The following is a 17,104-nucleotide window of genomic DNA, read 5'->3' on the forward strand; positions in this document are numbered from 1 at the left end:
TCAGCGCAGGTGCGCCGTCTCGTTGAGAAGGCGCACGCTCGCGTTGCCGTCCCCGTAGTACGCGACCGCCGAGAGCGACGCCGCCGAGAGTTCCATCCGGAACAGTGACTCCGGCGGCGCGCCGAGCGCGAGCCGCACGAGCGTCTTGATCGGCGTGACGTGTGTGACCAGCAGGACCGTGCGTCCCGCGTACTGCCCGACGAGCCGGTCCCGCGTCGCGGTGACCCGGCGGGCGACCGCCGCGAAGCTCTCGCCGCCCCCGGTCGGTTCGGCCTTCGACGAGGCGAGCCAGGCGTTCATGTCGTCCGGGAAACGCTCGCGGACCTCCCCGAAGGTCATGCCCTCCCACGCGCCGAAGTCCGTCTCGCGCAGGCCCTCTTCGATGCGGACGTCGAGCCCGAGGCGGGCGGCGACGGTCCGCGCCGTCTCCTGGCACCGCTTGAGCGGCGACGAGACGATCGCCTGGACGGTGCCGCGCGCGGCGAGCGCCGCGGCGACCCGTTCGGCCTGTGCGCGTCCCGCGGCGGACAGCTCGGGGTCGGCGCCGCCGGAGCCGGAGAACCGCTTCTCGGGCGTGAGCGCGGTCTCGCCGTGCCGCAGGAGTACGAAGGTGGCGGGCGCCCCGAGATCGGGCGCCGCCGACCAGCCCTGGGACGCGGTGCTCGCCACGTTCCCTGCGGCGCGCGCGTCCGCGGTCCCCCGCGCTCCCGCGAGCGCGGCCCGCGCCTTCGCCGCCCCGGCCGCCGCGTCCCCGGGCGGAGCCCCCCGGTCCGCCGAGGGCCGCGAGGTGTCCAGCTCGGCGGTCGAGCGCGAGGCCTCCCACTGCTTGCCCTGCTTGCCCGCGTCCATCGCCTCGTTGGCGAGCCGGTCCGCGTGCTTGTTCCGCTCGCGCGGGATCCACTCGTACGTCACCTGCGACGCCGGCAGCACGGTCGCCGCCTCGGCGGCGAGGGGCTTCATGTCGGGGTGCTTGATCTTCCAGCGGCCCGACATCTGCTCGACGACGAGCTTGGAGTCCATCCGGACGTGCACCGACGCCTGCGGGTCGAGGGCGTGCGCGGCACGCAGACCGGCCACGAGTCCCCGGTACTCGGCGACGTTGTTCGTGGCGACGCCGATGTACTCGGCGGCCTCCGCCAGGGTCTCCCCCGTCGCCGCGTCGATGACGACCGAGCCGTAGCCCGCGGGCCCCGGGTTGCCCCGGGAACCGCCGTCGGCCTCGACGATGAACTCCCGCACCACGAAGGCTCCTACAGGCCGGACTCGGACGTGCGCACCAGGATCCGGTGGCAGTTCTCGCAGCGCACCACGGAGTCGGGCGCCGCGGCCCGCACCTCGTTCAGCTCGGTGATGTTCAGCTCCAGCTGGCAGCCCTCGCAGCGGCGCTGGTAGAGGCGGGCCGCACCGACGCCGCCCTCCTTGACGCGCAGCTTGTCGTAGAGCTTCAGCAGGTCCTCGGGGACGGAACCGGCGACGATCCCGCGCTCCTTCGTGGCCGTGGCGGTCTCGCCGTCGAGCTCCTCGAAGGAGGCGTCGCGGCGGGCCGTCGCGTCGTCGATCTTGCCCTGGACGGAGGCGACCCGCCCGGTGAGCTCCTCGAAGCGCTCCTGCGCGGACTCGCGGCGCTCCATGACCTCGAGGACGACGTCCTCCAGGTCGCCCTGGCGCTTGGCGAGCGAGGCGATCTCGCGCTGGAGGTTCTCCAGGTCCTTGGGGGACGTGACGGCGCCGGAGTCCAGGCGCTGCTGGTCACGGGCGGCGCGCTGGCGGACCTGGTCGACGTCCTGCTCGGCCTTGGTCTGCTCGCGGGCGCAGTCACTCTCCTCGGTCTGCGCGGCGACGTGCAGGTCGCGCAGCTGCGTGAGGTCCTTGTTCAGCGACTCGATCTCGGCGTGCTCGGGCAGCGACTTGCGCTTGTGCGCGAGCTGCGACAGTCGTACGTCCAGGGCCTGGACGTCGAGAAGTCGGATCTGGTCGGCGGGCGCGGCGTTCAGTTGGGGGCTCCAGTTGGGATCGGTGTGGCGTTGGACGCCGCGTGGGCGGTCCAGGGGTCGGTGACCGTCTTCGAGACGTGGACGCGAAGTCCCCATCCCTTGCGGTCGGAGATCTCGTCGAGCTGGGCTGCGGCCAGCTCGCACCAGGGCTGCTCGGTGGCCCAGTGGGCGGCGTCGAGCAGCGCCAGCGGGCTCTGTTCGCGGGCCTCCGAGGCCGGGTGGTGGCGCAGGTCCGCGGTGAGGAAGGCGTCGACGCCCGCGGCGCGTACGTCGGCGAAGAGGCTGTCGCCTGAGCCGCCGCTGACGGCGATCGTGCGGATCGTCGCGTCGAGGTCGCCGGAGACGCGGATGCCCTGCGCGGTGGCGGGCAGCCGGTCGGCCGCGAGGCCGACCAGTTCGCGCAGGGTGAGGGGGTGTTCGAGTTCGCAGATCCGGCCGAGTCCGCGGCGGCCCGCGGGGTCGGTCGGGTCCGGCACGAGGGGGCCGGTGACGCGGAGGTCGAGGGCCCCCGCGAGTGCGTCGGAGACGCCCGGGTCGGCGCGGTCGGCATTGGTGTGCGCGACGTGCAGCGCGACGTCGTTCTTGATCAGGGTGTGGACGACGCGGCCCTTGAAGGTGGTGGCGGCGACGGTCGTCGTGCCGCGCAGATAGAGCGGGTGGTGCGTGACCAGGAGGTCCGCGCCCAGCTTCACCGCCTCGTCGACGGTCTCCTGGACGGGGTCCACGGCGAACAGGACCCGGGAGACCTCGGCGTCGGGGTCGCCGGCGACCGTGCCGACCGCGTCCCACGACTCGGCCCGCTCGGGGGGCCACAGCTTCTCGAGCGCGGCGATGACTTCAGACAGACGGGGCACGGTGAAAGGCTACCTTCCCTCCATGCCCCGTCGGCCCTGGCTCACATACGGCCGCGGCCGGGGGCGGTACGGGCTCACGTACCGCTACCGGCCACCGACAGTCGGCTACTTGACGAGGTAGCCGTGCAGGTCGTCGAGGACCAGGTTCGCGGCCGTGACGCCGAGTCCCAGGTACCAGGTCTCGTCCGGGACGTCCTTGGCCTGTCCGTTCTTCACCGCGCCGAGCTTCTTCCACAGCGGGTTGCCCTCGGCGGTGGCGCGGTCGGTCTTCTTCGCGTCCCCGTAGACACCGGTGAAGATCCAGTCGGCGTCGGCCTGGTCGATCTTCTCCGGGCTGACCTCCGTGGCGAGGTCCACGACCTGCTGGTTCTTGGGGCGCGGGATGCCGGCGTCGTCGAGGATCGTGCCGATGAAGGACGCCTTCGCGTAGAGGCGGATCATGCCGGGCATGTAGCGCAGCATCGTGACGGTGGGCTTCTTCTCGCCGATGTCGTCGCCGAGCTTCTTCGCCTTCTTCTCGTACGCGGCGAGGTTCGCCTTGGCCTCGGCGGTCTTGTCGAGGGCGGACGCGTTGAGGAGGTAGTTCTCCTTCCACGTGAAGCCGGGGCGGATGGAGAAGACGGTCGGGGCGATCTTGGAGAGCTGCGGGTAGAGCTTGGCGGCGCGCAGCTCGCTGCCGAGGATCAGGTCGGGGTGGAGATTGGCGATCGCCTCGAGGTTGAGGGAGTTGATCGTGCCGACGTTCTTGGGGGTGCCCGCCGTCTTCTTCAGGTAGGACGGGACGCCGTCGTCGCCCTCGGTGGGGGCGTAGCCGACGGGCTTGACGCCGAGGGACGCGACGTTGTCGAGCTCGCCGACGTCGAGGACGACGACCCGCTTGGGCTGCGCCTTCATCTCGGTCTTGCCCATGGCGTGCTCGATGGTGCGCGGGAACTGGCCGGCCTTGGCGGTCGTGCCCATCTTGGCGGTCTGCGAGGCCGCCTTGGCGAAGTCCTCTCCGCCCTGGGCGACGGCCTTGGAGCCGCTGCCGTTGTCGGACTTGCCGGAGCCGGCGGACGCGCCGGAGTCCGAGTCGCCCGACCCGCAGGCCGCGAGCGACAGCGCGGCGGCCACGGCGAGGGCTACGGCGGCGGTGCCGCGGGTGCGAGGACTTGTTCGCAGGGCCATGGGTGTTCCAGCTCCGAACTTCGTGGCGTCAGGCCGCCTCAAATATGGTTAGGCAAACCTAACATCAGGCACTTCCGGACGTGCCAGCACATCCGACCCACCCCTTTCAGGCAGATACGGACATGGCCACCCTTTGGTGTGAAGCCTGAGCCGCGCGTGCCACGGCAGCGCGTGCGAAAACTAGCTTCGGCTCGGACGAACCGGAGGTGAGTGATCCCATGACGGCCTTGGCGATCGAGCCCACGACGGAGCTGGAGAGCGGACCGGGCCCGGCGCGCGGACCGGCCCCGGACAGAGGAAACGATCCGGAGAACGGACAGGACCCGGACCCGGAGCCGGGCGGGGTCCCGGACCGGGAGGACGGACGGGCACGGCAGAACGAGCGCGCCGCCGAGTACGGACGGGCACCGGAGAACGGGCGCGCCGCCGAGAACGGACGGGCACCGGAGAACGAACGCGCCGCCGAGAACGGGCGGGGACCGGAGAACGGGCGGGGACCGGAGAACGGGCGGGCGCCGGAGAGTCGGACCGCCACGGAGTACGGGCAAGCACGGGACACCGGATCCCGGCCGGACGGCGCCCCAGGACCGGTGAGCCTTCAAGCCCCGGACGGCACCCCAGGACCGGAGTACGCGCGAGCCCCGGACGGCACCCCGGAACCGGAGTACGCGCAAGCCCCGGACACCGGCCCCGCCCCGGCGAGCGCGCAGCCCTCCGGCCCCGGCCAGGCCCAGGCGAGCCCGCAACCCCCTGCCCCTCGTCCAGACCCGGCGAGCCCGCAGACCCCCGGCTCGGCCCCGGCGAGCGCCCCCGAGCCCGCTCCCCCCATCCCTCGCCCCGACTGTGTCATCACCGCCGACGGGGCCTACGCCGCACGGCTCGCGTCCGACGGCACGTCCTGGTTTCCGGAGCGGTGGACCCTGGACGGGCCCGAGCCGTACGCGGTCCCGTTGCCGGGGAACCAGCCGGAGGAGCCCGGGACCGAGGTCGCCCCGATGGGCGACGGGCGCGTCCTCATCCGGCGCGTGGTGGACGGCCGCCACTCCTTCTCGCTGCTGTATCCGACGGGCCCGCGCACGGGCGAGGTGCCCCTCGGGGCGGTGAGCGGCGGGGAGTTGACGATGCTGCCGCCGGCGCCGGGCGGCAGATGCGCGTACGCCATCGCCGTGGGCGAGCGGTCGACGGGCGTGTGGATGGTGGCGGGCGGGGCGTTCGGTCCCGAGTTCCTGGCCGAGGTCCCGGGACGCTGTTCGGGCGGGGTGTGGCTGGACCGCGCGGGCCGGATGCTGGCGCTCGACCGGTCCCTCGACGGGGGTCCCGTCAAGACCGTCGCGGTGGACCTGGGGCGGGGCGGCGAGGTCACGCCGCTGCTCCAGATCGCGGAGTCCAGCGCGGACCGGCTGGTGCTCGCCGATCCGGACAGCGGGCTGCTCCTGATCCGCTCGGACGCGCCGTCGCCCGGACATGACCGTCTGGGCTGGGGTGTGTTGGGCTCGACGCTGCCGGTGCGCTTCCCCGAGTGCCTGCGCCTGGCCGACTGCGCGGTGACGCCGTTCGCGATCCAGCCGGGCCAGACGCTGATGCCGGAGAGCTGTGCGGTGGCGCTGCGGATCGACGGCGCCGCGGGCACCTGGCTGGGCCTGTGGCGGCCCGCCGAGCGCCAGATGCATCAGCTCCCCGCCCCGCAGGGCTGGCTGGCGGGCGCGGGCCTGTGGACACGCGACGGTGAGCTGCAACTCCCGTACGCCACCGAGTCGGTGCCCTGTGGGATCGCACGCACGTCGGTGCCGGAACCCGTCGAGGAACCGGCCCCGCGGACCGTGCCCGAGCCGCCCTCGGCGGCCCGTCCCGTCCCGCTCCAGCAGGCTCCTCTCGCCGGTCTCATGCGACGCGCGGCAACCGCCGGGACACGGGCGGCACCCGCCGGTTAGACTCGCCCGGCTGTTTGAAGGATCTTGTTACGGGGTGAGTTTTCTATGGCCGAGACGATGAACGCGGACATGACCACGGCGGAGTCCAGGGAGGCGGCGGACCGGTCCGCCGGTCCCGGGCGGCACCGTGGTGGTGTGTCCTCGCGCGACGAGAACGCGGCGCCGCACGGCCGGCACCGCAGGGACCAGTCCGAACAGGGCTGACCGGCATGACGGAGGGGCCCGGAACCATGCGGTTCCGGGCCCCTCCGTCATGGGGTCAGGCGTGTTTGAGGCCGAGCACCTCGGCCGCGGCGAACGTCTCGTTCGGCGGCCGGTCCGCGTAGTGCGGGGTGAGCAGCGCGTCCAGCTCCTCGTAGCTGAACGCGTCCTTCGCGGTGTCGAACTTGGCGGAGACCTTGGGGCGTTCGACGACGGCGACCATGCCGCCGTGCACGACGAGCAACTGGCCGTTGACGTTCCCGGCGGCCGGGGACGCGAGGTAGCCGACGAGCGGGGCGACGTGTCCGGGGGCCAGCGGGTCGAGCTCGCCGGCGCCGGGCTCCGCGAAGCCCGCGAAGACGTCCTCGGTCATCCGGGTGCGGGCTCGCGGGCAGATGACGTTGGACGTGACGCCGTACTTGCCGAGGGCGAGGGCGGTGGAGGTCGTCAGGCCGACGATGCCGCCCTTCGCCGCCGCGTAGTTGGGCTGTCCGGCCGAGCCGGCGAGGAACGCCTCGGACGAGGTGTTGACAATGCGGCCGTAGACCGGTGCGCCCGCCGCCTTGGAGCGTGCGCGCCAGTGGACGGACGCGAAGTGGGTCGTGTTGAAGTGGCCCTTGAGGTGGACGCGGATGACCGTGTCCCACTCGTCCTCGCTCATCGAGAAGATCATGCGGTCGCGCAGGATGCCCGCGTTGTTGACGAGGACGTCGAGTTTTCCGTACGTGTCGACGGCCAACTGGACGAGTCCGCGGGCCTGTTCGTGGTCGGCGACGTCGCCGAGGTGGGCGACGGCCTGCCCGCCCGCGGCCCGGATCTCGGCGGCGACCTCCTCGGCCGGGGTGGCGTCGGCGCCGCCGGAGCCGTCGCGGCCCGGCTGTCCGAAGTCGTTGACGACGACGCTCGCGCCGAGCCGGGCGAGTTCGAGCGCCTCCGCCCGGCCGAGGCCGCGGCCCGCGCCGGTGACGATCGCGGACAGGCCCTGAAGCGGCAGTGACTCTGAAGCCATCGGGGATCGGGGTCCTCTCTCAGATTTCGATGCAGGTGCGCAGCGCGGTGCCCGACCGCATCTGGTCGAGGGCTTCGTTGATCTCCGCGAGCGGCACGCGGTGCGTGATGAGGCTCTCCAGGTCGATGCGGCCGGCCCGCCACAGGGCGATGGCCCGCTCGTAGGACGTCAGGACGTCGCCGCCGCCGTACATGGACGGCAGGATCTTCTTCTCGTCGAAGAACAGCTCGAACATGTTGAGCTGGAGGAAGTCGTCGAGGGCGCCCGCGCCGACGATGCACAGGGTGCCGCCGCGCCGCGTCGTCTCGTAGGCGGTGCGCGCCGTGACGGACTTGCCGACGACCTCGAAGACGTAGTCGAAGCCCTCGCCCGCGGTGATGCGCTGCTTGGCGTCGCCGAGGGCGTCGGGTGCGACGGCCTCGGTGGCGCCGAACCTGAGGGCGGCCTCGCGGCGTGAGGCGACGGGGTCGACGGCGACGATCTGCGCGGCGCCCTTGAGCCGGGCGCCCTGGATCGCGGAGATGCCGACGCCGCCGCAGCCGATGACGGCGACGGACGAACCGGCCGCCACGTCCGCGGTGTTGATGGCGGCGCCGAGCCCGGTGGTGACGCCGCAGCCGATGAGGGCCGCGATGTCGAAGGGCACGTCGTCGGGGATGGGCACGGCGCAGCCCGCGTCGACGACGACCTCCTCGGTGAAGGTTCCGGTGCCGGCGAAGCCGAAGACGTCACCGCCGGGGCGCTTGAAGTTGGGGGTGCCGGCGTTCATGAACCCGGCGAGGCACAGCTGGGTCTGGCCGCGCTTGCACGCCGGACAGGTACCGCAGGCCGGGAGCCAGCAGACGAGGACGCGGTCGCCGGGCTTGACGTTCGTGACGCCGTCGCCGACGTCGAGGATCTCGCCCGCGCCCTCGTGGCCGGGGATGAAGGGGGCGGGCTGCGGCAGCACGCCGTTCATCGCGGACACGTCGGAGTGGCAGAGGCCGGTGGCCCTGACCCGGATCTTCACCTTGCCGGGGCCGAAGCCCACCGCCTCGACGTCGTCGAGTACCTCGAGTTTGTCCTGGCCTATCTCGTGCAGTACGGCTGCGCGCATGACGTGCGGCTCCTCTCCCGAAGGGTCCCGATGGGGTCAGGCGTGTTCGACGATGGTGTCGGCGAGTACGGGTGCCTCGTCCCGCTCGACGGCGGTGACGGTGACCTGGATCCGGCCCTCGGAGCGCCACATCCGGATCCGCAGCGTCTCGCCCGGGAAGACGACTCCGGTGAACCGCGTCGCGTAGGACCGCACGCGGGACACGTCGCCGTCGAGCAGCGTGTCGACGACGGCCTTGAGCGTCATGCCGTACGAGCACAGGCCGTGCAGGATGGGCCTGTCGAAGCCGGCGAGCTTGGCGAACTCCGGGTCGGCGTGCAGGGGGTTCCAGTCGCCGGAGAGCCGGTACAGGAGTGCCTGGTCCTCGCGGACGGGGCGGTCGACGGTGCGGTCGGGTTCGCCGGTGGGCGCTTCGAGGCGGGTGGTGGGTCCGCGGTCGCCGCCGAAGCCGCCCTCGCCGCGGACGAAGATCTGCGCGTCGCTGGTCCACAGGGGGCCGTCCGCGTCGGCGACCTCGGTGCGCAGGACGAGGATGGCGGCCTTGCCCTTGTCGTAGACGGCGGCGACGCGTGAGGTGGACGTCGCGCTGCCCTTGACGGGGATGGGCCGGTGCAGTTCGACGGTCTGCCCGCCGTGCAGGACATGGGCGAGGTTGACGTCGATGCCGGGGGCGGAGAGGCCGCCGACGACGCCCATTCCGGCGCCGGCGACGGTGGCGAAGCTGGGCAGGACGTGCAGCCGGGACTCGAGGGTGTAGCGCAGCTCGTCGGGGTCGGTGGCGGGGGTGCCCGCGCCGAGGCCGAGGTGGTAGAGCTGGATGTCCTTGTGGTCCCAGGTGATCTCGGCGGACCGGGGTTCGGCGGCTACGGCCTTGGCGGCGTCGATCGGCATCAGACAGAGACTCCTTGTGCGGGAAAGACCTCGGTGCGGCCGTCCGCACCGTCGGTCGCACCGAGGTCGTTGCTGGGCCGGAGGAACTCTGGTGGAACGCCACGCGCCCGTTCTAGAACGCGTTCCAGTCCGGCGATCCCATGTATAGCCAAGACCACGGCAGTTGGGAAGAGTCCTGACGCCATGTCAGATCCGGTGCGCTCGCGGCCGCGGCGGGCGCCGTGACATTTGTACTGCCCGGCTCCGTACAACCGGCATCTGCCGCGCCCGGCTCCCGGCCCGTAGCGTCCCTGGCATGACGAAGACAGACGGGACACCGGTGGCCGTGTCCTTCACGGGGGCGGTCAAGACATACGGCGCGGTGCGCGCCGTCGACGGGATCGATCTGGAGATACGGCGCGGCGAGACCGTCGCCCTGCTCGGCCGCAACGGCGCGGGCAAGTCCTCCACGATCGCCCTCCTGCTCGGCCTGGACGCCCCGGACGAGGGCACGGTCTCCCTCTTCGGGGGCACGCCGGAGCAGGCAGTGCGCGCCGGTCAGGTCGGCGCGATGCTCCAGGAGGGCCGCGCGGTCCCCCGGGTCACGGTCCGTGAGCTGGTCTCCTTCGTGGCGGGCCGCTATCCGTCGCCGATGCCCGTCGCCGACGCGCTCGCGCTGGCCGGCATCGAGGAGCTCGCGCAGCGGCGCGTCGACAAGCTGTCCGGCGGCCAGACCCAGCGGGTCCGGTTCGCCGTGGCCCTGGCCGGGAACCCGGCCCTGCTCGTGCTCGACGAGCCGACGGCCGCCCTCGACGTGGAGGCACGGCACGCGTTCTGGACGTCGATGCGGGCCTACGCGCGGCGCGGCCACACGGTGCTCTTCTCCACGCACTACCTGGAGGAGGCCGACGCCCACGCCGACCGGATCGTGGTCATCGACCACGGCAGGGTCGTCGCGGTGGGCTCCGGCGAGGAGCTGAAGCGGGCCGCGGGCGGCAGCCTCGTCTCGTTCGACCTGGCCGGGCGCGGCACGGAGGGCCTGTTGCTGCTGCCCGGGGTGACGGCCGTGGAGGTCCGGGGAGACCGGGCCAGGCTGCGCACGGACGACTCGGACGCGACCGTGATCGCGCTGGCCGCAATGGACGCGATCCGGGGTCTCGAGGTGGCGCCGGCCTCGCTCGACGACGCCTTCATGGCACTGACCGGCGGTTCGGACAGCCGTCCGGGCAGCGGTTCCGACACCCGCACCGGCAGCGGTTCCGACACGGATCTGGAGACGGTTCGATGATCGACTACCTGAGGCTCGAAGTACGCAGGACCCTGCGCGACACCATGTTCGTGATCTTCGGTGTCGGGATGCCGGTGATGATGTACCTGCTGTTCACCAACCTCGGCGACAACGACCCCGAGTGGAAGACGATCTCCATGGTCGGCATGGCCGCGTACGGCGCGGTGGGCGCGGCCCTCAGCACCGGCGGCGGGGTCGCCGAGGACAAGACGATCGGATGGCTGCGGCAGCTGCGGGTCACGCCGATGACGCCGCGCCAGGTGGTGGCGGGCCGGGCCCTGACGGGGTCGGTGACGGTGCTGCCCTCGATCGCGGCGGTGCTCCTCGCGGGCGGCCTGGTCAATGGGGTGCGGATGGACGTGTGGCAGTGGGCCGCCGTCGCGCTGCTGCTGTGGCTCGGCTCGATCCCCTTCACCCTGCTCGGTCTCGGCAACGGCTACCGGCTGACCGCGCAGACCACGGGTGTCGCGAACATGGTGTGCAATCTGGGGCTCTCCGTCCTCGGCGGCCTGTGGTTCCCGATCGCGCTCTTCCCCGGGTGGCTGCAGTCCGTGTCGTCGTACACGCCGACGAACCGGTTCGCGCAGCTCGGTACGGCCGTGGCCGACGGGCACGCGCCGTCGGCCGCCGCGGTCACGGTGCTCGCCGCCTGGCTGCTGGCCTTCGGTTCGTACGCTGTGGTGTCGTACCGCAGGGCCGCGCGGACCATCTGAACGGGGAGCTGGGAACCATGTCCTGGAAGCACCGAGTCACGTGCCGGATGGTCGAGCTGCGGGACGCCCGCCGGGAGTGGAAGGCGGACCGGGACGTGTGGAAGGCGGAGTGGCGGGCCCGGGACAAGGGCGCGAAGAACGGCGGTGCGGCCGCGGAGGGCGGGCCCATGGGTCCGCCACCGAACGGATTCGCGCTGCTGCCCTGGCTCCTGATGGGGCTCGGCGCCTTCTCGAACCTCCTCCAGGGCAAGACGGCCAACCCCTGGATCGGCGGCATCGGCCTGTTCGTCTTCAACAGCCTCTACGTCTCGGTCGTGTTCCAAGCCTTCGACAAGAGGCGGCGCGAGGCCCGCTACACGCTCCTGGCGCTGATCGCGATGGGCCTGCTCACCTGCGGGCTCGCCATCGCCTACGGCGGCAGCTGGCTGATGTTCTTCCCGCTGCTCGGCCTCGCGGCGGGCGCGGTCGTGCGGGGCCGCCGCCTCGGCCAGGTCGCCCTCGGCCTGAGCGCGCTCGCCGGGGCCATCGGCGGCCTCAAGGAGGGCTGGGACGCGCTCAACATCGCGTACGGCACATTCCTGTCCACGATGGTGACCGCCGCGATCCTCTCCCTGGCCGAGGCGGTACGTGAACTGCGGGCCGCCCGCGAGGAGTTGGCGCACCGCGCGGTGGAGCAGGAGCGGCTGCGGTTCTCCCGCGACCTGCACGACCTGCTCGGGCACACGCTCTCCGTGATCGTGGTGAAGTCGGAGGCGGCCCGCAGGCTCGCCCACCGCGACCTCGACGCGGCGCTGACGCAGGTGTCGGACATCGAGTCCGTCGGCCGGCAGGCGCTGACCGAGATCCGCGAGGCGGTCACCGGCTACCGCGAGGGCAGTCTCACGACCGAGCTCGACCGCGCCCGCTCCGCGCTCACGGCGGCCGGGATCGAGCCCGTCGTTCGCCAGTCGGGCCCGCCGCTCGCCGCGCAGACGGAGGCGCTGCTCGGCTGGGTGGTGCGGGAGGCGGTCACGAACGCGGTGCGGCACAGCGGGGCGGCGCGCTGCGAGATCTCCGTGGACGGCAACCCGGAGCGCGTGCGGCTCAGGGTCCACGACAACGGGCGCGGCGCCGCGGCCGAGCCGCCGGAGCCGGGCGTCGGCGGTACGGGCCTGCGGGGCCTGACCGAGCGGCTCGGCGCGGCCGGCGGCTCCCTGGAGGCGGGCCCGGCCGCACGCGGCTTCACGGTGACGGCCGAACTCCCGGTCCTGCCGGGCGAAGTGGAGCCGGACGCGATGCTGGAGCCGGAACGCGCGGGGTGACGGCGCGCGGGGCGCCCTACCCTGGGCCCGTGAACGAGATGCCCCGGGACCACCGGCCCGCGAAGTCCGTACGAGTACTCCTCGCCGAGGACCAGGGCATGATGCGGGGCGCTCTCGCGCTGCTGCTCGGCCTGGAGGAGGACATCGAGGTCGTCGCGCAGGTCGCGAGGGGTGACGCGATCGTCGGATCGGCGCTGGAGACGCGGCCCGACGTGGCGCTGCTCGACATCGAACTGCCGGGCCGCAGCGGCCTGGACGCGGCGGCCGACCTGCGTGAGCAGTGCCCGGACTGCCGGGTCCTGATCCTGACGACGTTCGGCAGGCCGGGCTATCTGCGCCGGGCGATGGAGGCGGGCGCGGCCGGGTTCCTGGTCAAGGACGGTCCGGTGGAGGATCTCGCGGAGGCCGTCCGACGGGTCCTGCGCGGTGAGACGGTCATCGACCCGGCGCTCGCGGCGGCCGCGCTGAGCGCGGGCCCGAACCCGCTGACGGCCCGCGAGTGCGATGTCCTGAAGGCGTCCGTGGACGGCGCAACGGTCTCCGACATCGCGGGCACGCTGCATCTGTCGGAGTCGACGGTGCGCAACTACCTGTCCTCGGCCATCGGCAAGACGGGGACCCGTAACCGCATGGAGGCGATGCGGGAAGCGCGCCAACAGGGGTGGCTGTGACGGCCTCCCGGTCCCTCAGCCCGCCGTCTGCCGGGCCTCCTTCGCGCGTGGCATCCACGTCACCAGCAGGACCACCGCCACCAGCAGGATTCCCGCGCCCCACCGGAACGCCGCCGCGTACCCGACGGTGAGGTCCTCGGCGCCGGTTCCCCCGCCGGAGCGGTCGGCCGCCACGGTCGACAGGATCGCGAGCCCCAGCGAACCACCCAGCGTCCGCGAGGTGTTGACGAGTCCGGACACCAGCCCGGCGTCCCCCGGCGCTGCCCCCGACGTGGCGAGCGAGGCCAGGGGCGTCATCGCGAGCCCGGCGCCCGCCATCATCACCATGCCCGGCAGCATGATCGCGGTGACGTAGCTGCCGTGCGGGCCCATCGTCGACTGCCAGGTGAACCCGGCGGCTGTGACGAGGACGCCGGACACGGCGACGGCCCGTGCGCCCGCGCTGCGCATCAGGCGCGGGGCGATCTTGGATCCGGCGACGACGGCGAGCGAGCTGGGCACGAGGGCCAGGCCGGCCTCGATCGGGGTGTAGCCGAGGACGTTCTGCGCGTACAGGGTCATGAAGAACCACATCGCGAAGCTGCCCATGCCGCACACGAACATCGCCGCGTTGGCCGCCGCGACCGCGCGGACCCGGAACAGGCCGAGCGGCATCAGCGGCAGCCGCGTGCGCGCCTCGACGGCGAGGAACGTCACGATCAGCGCCAGGGCGACGCCGAGCGGCACCAGGGTCGCGGCGGCGCCCCAGCCCTCGGCCTCGGTCTGCACGACGCCGTAGGCGAGGGTCGCGGTGCCCGCCGTGACGAGGACGGCGCCCGGCAGGTCGAGGCGCCGCTCGCCGCCCGCCTTCGACTCCTGGATCCAGCGGGCGGCGGCCGTGAGCACCAGGGCGCCCAAGGGGACGTTGATCAGCAGCACCCAGCGCCAGTCGAGGCCCTCGGTGAGCACGCCGCCGACGAGGCCGCCGGCCGCGCCGCCGCCCGCCCCGACGGCGGTCCAGGTCGCGATGGCCCGGGCGCGGGCGGCGCCCTCCGGGACGGCGGACGTCAGGATGGTGAGCGTCGACGGCGCGAGGACCGCCGCGCCGAGCCCCTGGACCGCGCGGGCGGCGAGGAGCTGCCAGCCCTCCTGCGCGAGGCCGCCGGCGAGGGAGGCGAGCGTGAAGAGCCCGAGCCCCACGAGGAACATCCGCTTGCGCCCGAACAGGTCGCCGGCCCGCCCGCCGAGCAGCATGAACCCGGCGAACGCGATCGAGTAGGCGTTGACCACCCATTGCAGCCCGGTGGCACTGAGCCCCAGGTCTGCTCGCATGGACGGCAGGGCGACGTTGACGACGGAGACGTCGAGGACGACGAGGAACTGTCCGGCACAGGCGGCGGCCACGACGAGCCAGGTGGGCGGCGCTGCCTTGCGGGCTATCGCGGTGTCGACAGGGGCTTCAAGCATGAGTGTCATGGTCTCAGGCCGCTGTCGGTCCGTACATCAGGATTTAGGCGCACCCGGCGCTGGTCCGCGGGGACTAGGACCTGCCCCCATGACCTAGGACCTGCGGAGCATCGTGACCACGGCGGCGCCGCCCAGTCCGATGTTGTGGGCGAGCGCGACGCGGGCGTCCGGGACCTGTCGCGCACCGGCCTCGCCCCTCAACTGCCAGGTGAGTTCGGCCGCTTGGGCGATGCCGGTGGCGCCGAGCGGGTGGCCCTTGGAGATGAGGCCGCCGGACGGGTTCACGACCCAGCGTCCGCCGTACGTCGTCGCGCCCTCCTCGACGAGCTTGCCGGAGGCGCCCGGCGCGCACATGCCGAGCGCTTCGTAGGTGAGGAGTTCGTTGACGGAGAAGCAGTCGTGCAGCTCGATCACGTCGACGTCCTCGATGCCGAGCCCGGACGCCTCGTAGACGCGGGTGGCGGCGGCGCGCGACATGGGCTGCCCGACGACGTCGATGCAGGAGCCGGAGGCGAAGGACTCCCCCGTGTCGGTCGTCATGGCCTGCGCGGCGATCTCGACGGCCTTGTCGCCGAGGTCGTGGAGTTCGACGAACCGCTCCGACACGACGACGGCCGCCGCCGCGCCGTCCGAGGTGGGCGAGCACTGGAGCTTGGTGAGCGGCGCGTGGATGGTCTTCGCGGCGAGGATCTCGTCGACGGTGTAAGGGTCCTGGAACTGGGCGTACGGGTTGTTCACGGAGTGCCGGTGGTTCTTGGCCCCCACGGCGGCGAGCTGGGCCTCGGTCGTGCCGTACTTCTCCATGTGCTCACGGGCCGCGTCGCCGAAGATCTGGGCGGTCGGCGGGGACATCTCGAAGCCGTGCTTCGCGGCCATGATGCCGTAGTGCCGGGCGACCGGTGACGTCTTGAAGTCTCCCCCGTCGGCTCCCCCGCCGAGCGCGCCGCGCTGCATCTTCTCGAAGCCGAGTGCCAGCACGCAGTCGTTGATGCCGCCCTCGACGAACTGCCGGGCGAGCATCAGCGCGCTCGATCCCGTCGCGCAGTTGTTGTTGACGTTGTAGACGGGGACGCCGGTCAGGCCGAGTTCGTAGACCGCCCGCTGCCCGGCGGTCGAGGCCTGGAAGCAGTAGCCGACGGGGACCTGCTCCACGTCCTCGTAGGAGACGCCGGCGTCGTCGAGGGCCTTGGTCCCGGCCTCCTTCACCATGTCCCAGTACTGCCAGTCGCGGCTCTCGGGCTTCTCGAACCTGGTCATCCCGACGCCGACTATGTACGCCTTGCCCATGGAAACGGCCTCCTGCCAGTATCTGACGAGTCGTCAGATACTGGCAGGAGCGGGCCGCCGAGGGAAGGGCTTCCCCGCTTCTGCGACAGGGTCTAGCGGAAGGCGGCGTGACCCGTGAGCGCCTGGCCGAGCGCGAGCGTGTGCATCTCGGTCGTGCCCTCGTACGTGAGCACGGACTCCAGGTTGTTGGCGTGACGGATCACCGGGTACTCCAGCGAGATGCCGTTGGCGCCGAGGATCGTGCGGGCGGTGCGGCAGATCTGGATGGCCTCGCGGACGTTGTTCAGCTTGCCGAAGCTGATCTGCGCCGGGTGGACACCGGCGGGCGAGTCCTTCAGGTCGGCCAGGCGCAGCGCCGTCAGCGTCGCCTTGTGCAGTTCGAGCGCCATGTCGACCAGCTTCTGCTGCGTGAGCTGGAACGCGGCGATCGGCTTGCCGAACTGCTCACGCTGGCCCGCGTAGTCGGCGGCCGCCTGCCAGGCCGAGCGCGCGGCGCCGGTGACGCCCCACACGATGCCGTAGCGCGCCTCGTTCAGGCAGGTCAGCGGCGCCCCCACGCCCCGCGCCTCGGGCAGCAGGGCGGATGCCGGCAGGCGTACGCCGTCGAGGACCAGCTCGCTGGTCACGCTCGCCCGCAGCGACATCTTGTGCTTGATCAGCGGTGCCGAGAAGCCGGGGGCGTCGGTGGGCACGACGAAGCCGCGCACACCGTCCTCGGTCTGCGCCCACACGACGGCGACGGCCGCGACCGAGCCGTTCGTGATCCACATCTTGCGGCCGTCGAGGATCCAGTCGTCGCCGTCACGCCGGGCGCGCGTCGTCATGGACGCCGGGTCGGAACCGTGGTCGGGCTCGGTCAGGCCGAAGCAGCCGATGGCCTCGCCCGCCGCCATGCGCGGCAGCCACTCCTGCTTCTGCTCCTCGGAGCCGAAGCGGTGGATCGCGAACATGGCCAGCGAACCCTGCACGGACACGAAGGAGCGCAGACCGGAGTCCGTCGCCTCCAGCTCACGGCACGCGATGCCGTAGGCGCGGGCCGACATGCCGGCGCACCCGTAGCCCTCCAGGTGCATGCCGAGCAGGCCCATCTTGCCGAATTCGCGGGCGAGTTCGGGCAGGGCGGGCAGCTCCCCGCTCTCGAACCAGTCGGCGATGTGCGGCTCGACCTTGTCGTCGAGGTACTGGCGGACCGTGTCGCGCACGGCCCGCTCCTCGTCGGTGAAGAGCGCTTCGAGATTCAGCGGGTCGACGGGGTCGAGGGCGGCGAACGGCATGA

General features: G+C 72.4%; 16 protein-coding genes. 6 read left to right on the forward strand and 10 right to left on the reverse strand.

The features are described from left to right. From LGI35_RS15410 to LGI35_RS15425, 4 genes are all read right to left on the reverse strand, one after another. The gene (locus LGI35_RS15410) at positions 1-1,242 is read right to left on the reverse strand and encodes a bifunctional RNase H/acid phosphatase (protein WP_227294410.1); all 1,242 of its coding nucleotides are present in this window, start codon (positions 1,240-1,242) and stop codon (positions 1-3) included. Positions 1,243-1,250: 8 nt separating this feature from the next. Further along, complete coding sequence (locus LGI35_RS15415) at positions 1,251-1,994, reverse strand: zinc ribbon domain-containing protein (protein ID WP_227300313.1); 744 nt, start codon at positions 1,992-1,994, stop codon at positions 1,251-1,253. Continuing rightward, entirely contained in the window at positions 1,991-2,848 is an 858-nt protein-coding gene (locus LGI35_RS15420; RefSeq protein ID WP_227294411.1) for a Nif3-like dinuclear metal center hexameric protein, read from the reverse strand. Before LGI35_RS15420 ends, LGI35_RS15415 begins: the two co-directional genes overlap by 4 nt. Positions 2,849-2,953: 105 nt before the next feature. After that, complete coding sequence (locus LGI35_RS15425; RefSeq protein WP_227294412.1) at positions 2,954-4,015, reverse strand: ABC transporter substrate-binding protein; 1,062 nt, start codon at positions 4,013-4,015, stop codon at positions 2,954-2,956. An 827-nt stretch (positions 4,016-4,842) separates the two neighbouring features. Here LGI35_RS15425 and LGI35_RS15430 point away from each other — a divergent pair. Beyond that, positions 4,843-5,946, forward strand: coding sequence for a hypothetical protein (locus LGI35_RS15430; RefSeq protein WP_227300314.1), 1,104 nt, complete (start codon positions 4,843-4,845; stop codon positions 5,944-5,946). Between the two features lie 45 nt (positions 5,947-5,991). Next, the gene (locus LGI35_RS15435) at positions 5,992-6,150 is read left to right on the forward strand and encodes a hypothetical protein (RefSeq protein ID WP_227294413.1); all 159 of its coding nucleotides are present in this window, start codon (positions 5,992-5,994) and stop codon (positions 6,148-6,150) included. Positions 6,151-6,205: 55 nt separating this feature from the next. Here the strand turns inward: LGI35_RS15435 and LGI35_RS15440 are convergent, their stop codons facing one another. Genes LGI35_RS15440 through LGI35_RS15450 form a run of 3 tightly spaced genes read right to left on the reverse strand, consistent with a single transcriptional unit; the run spans position 6,206 to position 9,143 of the window. Further along, positions 6,206-7,156: a 3-oxoacyl-ACP reductase gene (locus LGI35_RS15440; protein WP_227294414.1), complete on the reverse strand. Its 951-nt coding sequence runs from the start codon at positions 7,154-7,156 to the stop codon at positions 6,206-6,208. Positions 7,157-7,175: 19 nt separating this feature from the next. Then, complete coding sequence (locus LGI35_RS15445; protein ID WP_227294415.1) at positions 7,176-8,252, reverse strand: Zn-dependent alcohol dehydrogenase; 1,077 nt, start codon at positions 8,250-8,252, stop codon at positions 7,176-7,178. A gap of 36 nt (positions 8,253-8,288) precedes the next feature. Next, on the reverse strand, positions 8,289-9,143 hold the full coding sequence (locus LGI35_RS15450; RefSeq protein WP_227294416.1) for a MaoC/PaaZ C-terminal domain-containing protein: 855 nt from the start codon (positions 9,141-9,143) through the stop codon (positions 8,289-8,291). A gap of 295 nt (positions 9,144-9,438) precedes the next feature. Here LGI35_RS15450 and LGI35_RS15455 point away from each other — a divergent pair, with 295 nt between their 5' ends. From LGI35_RS15455 to LGI35_RS15470, 4 genes are read left to right on the forward strand one after another with little or no spacing between them, the layout of a single operon-like run. Further along, the gene (locus tag LGI35_RS15455; RefSeq protein WP_227294417.1) at positions 9,439-10,410 is read left to right on the forward strand and encodes an ABC transporter ATP-binding protein; all 972 of its coding nucleotides are present in this window, start codon (positions 9,439-9,441) and stop codon (positions 10,408-10,410) included. Then, complete coding sequence (locus LGI35_RS15460; RefSeq protein ID WP_227294418.1) at positions 10,407-11,123, forward strand: ABC transporter permease; 717 nt, start codon at positions 10,407-10,409, stop codon at positions 11,121-11,123. The genes LGI35_RS15455 and LGI35_RS15460 overlap by 4 nt, the downstream gene beginning before the upstream one ends. Positions 11,124-11,140: 17 nt before the next feature. Next, positions 11,141-12,424, forward strand: a complete 1,284-nt coding sequence (locus LGI35_RS15465) for a sensor histidine kinase (RefSeq protein ID WP_227294419.1) — start codon at positions 11,141-11,143, stop codon at positions 12,422-12,424. A gap of 38 nt (positions 12,425-12,462) precedes the next feature. Further along, a complete protein-coding gene (locus LGI35_RS15470; RefSeq protein WP_227300315.1) occupies positions 12,463-13,095 on the forward strand; it encodes a response regulator transcription factor in 633 nt (210 codons plus the stop codon). Between the two features lie 15 nt (positions 13,096-13,110). Here LGI35_RS15470 and LGI35_RS15475 read toward each other — a convergent pair whose 3' ends face one another. The 3 genes from LGI35_RS15475 to LGI35_RS15485 all read right to left on the reverse strand — a co-directional run bounded on the left by LGI35_RS15475 (position 13,111) and on the right by LGI35_RS15485 (position 17,102). Continuing rightward, positions 13,111-14,550 carry a DHA2 family efflux MFS transporter permease subunit gene (locus tag LGI35_RS15475; RefSeq protein ID WP_227294420.1) on the reverse strand — a complete coding sequence of 480 codons (1,440 nt, stop codon included), beginning with the start codon at positions 14,548-14,550 and terminating at the stop codon, positions 13,111-13,113. A gap of 84 nt (positions 14,551-14,634) precedes the next feature. Further along, complete coding sequence (locus LGI35_RS15480) at positions 14,635-15,828, reverse strand: lipid-transfer protein (protein WP_227294421.1); 1,194 nt, start codon at positions 15,826-15,828, stop codon at positions 14,635-14,637. Positions 15,829-15,920: 92 nt separating this feature from the next. After that, complete coding sequence (locus LGI35_RS15485; protein WP_227294422.1) at positions 15,921-17,102, reverse strand: acyl-CoA dehydrogenase family protein; 1,182 nt, start codon at positions 17,100-17,102, stop codon at positions 15,921-15,923. Positions 17,103-17,104 lie beyond the last annotated feature (2 nt).

Source organism: Streptomyces longhuiensis, assembly GCF_020616555.1.
GTDB lineage: Bacteria > Actinomycetota > Actinomycetes > Streptomycetales > Streptomycetaceae > Streptomyces > Streptomyces longhuiensis.

Excerpts from the sequence above, each read along its gene's own strand:
- LGI35_RS15425 (WP_227294412.1), bottom strand. The coding sequence starts at position 4,015 with ATGGCCCTGCGAACAAGTCCTCGCACCCGCGGCACCGCCGCCGTAGCC.
- LGI35_RS15435 (WP_227294413.1), top strand. The coding sequence starts at position 5,992 with ATGGCCGAGACGATGAACGCGGACATGACCACGGCGGAGTCCAGGGAG.
- LGI35_RS15440 (WP_227294414.1), bottom strand. The coding sequence starts at position 7,156 with ATGGCTTCAGAGTCACTGCCGCTTCAGGGCCTGTCCGCGATCGTCACC.
- LGI35_RS15445 (WP_227294415.1), bottom strand. The coding sequence starts at position 8,252 with ATGCGCGCAGCCGTACTGCACGAGATAGGCCAGGACAAACTCGAGGTA.
- LGI35_RS15450 (WP_227294416.1), bottom strand. The coding sequence starts at position 9,143 with ATGCCGATCGACGCCGCCAAGGCCGTAGCCGCCGAACCCCGGTCCGCC.
- LGI35_RS15455 (WP_227294417.1), top strand. The coding sequence starts at position 9,439 with ATGACGAAGACAGACGGGACACCGGTGGCCGTGTCCTTCACGGGGGCG.
- LGI35_RS15460 (WP_227294418.1), top strand. The coding sequence starts at position 10,407 with ATGATCGACTACCTGAGGCTCGAAGTACGCAGGACCCTGCGCGACACC.
- LGI35_RS15465 (WP_227294419.1), top strand. The coding sequence starts at position 11,141 with ATGTCCTGGAAGCACCGAGTCACGTGCCGGATGGTCGAGCTGCGGGAC.
- LGI35_RS15470 (WP_227300315.1), top strand. The coding sequence starts at position 12,463 with ATGCCCCGGGACCACCGGCCCGCGAAGTCCGTACGAGTACTCCTCGCC.
- LGI35_RS15475 (WP_227294420.1), bottom strand. The coding sequence starts at position 14,550 with ATGACACTCATGCTTGAAGCCCCTGTCGACACCGCGATAGCCCGCAAG.
- LGI35_RS15480 (WP_227294421.1), bottom strand. The coding sequence starts at position 15,828 with ATGGGCAAGGCGTACATAGTCGGCGTCGGGATGACCAGGTTCGAGAAG.
- LGI35_RS15485 (WP_227294422.1), bottom strand. The coding sequence starts at position 17,102 with ATGCCGTTCGCCGCCCTCGACCCCGTCGACCCGCTGAATCTCGAAGCG.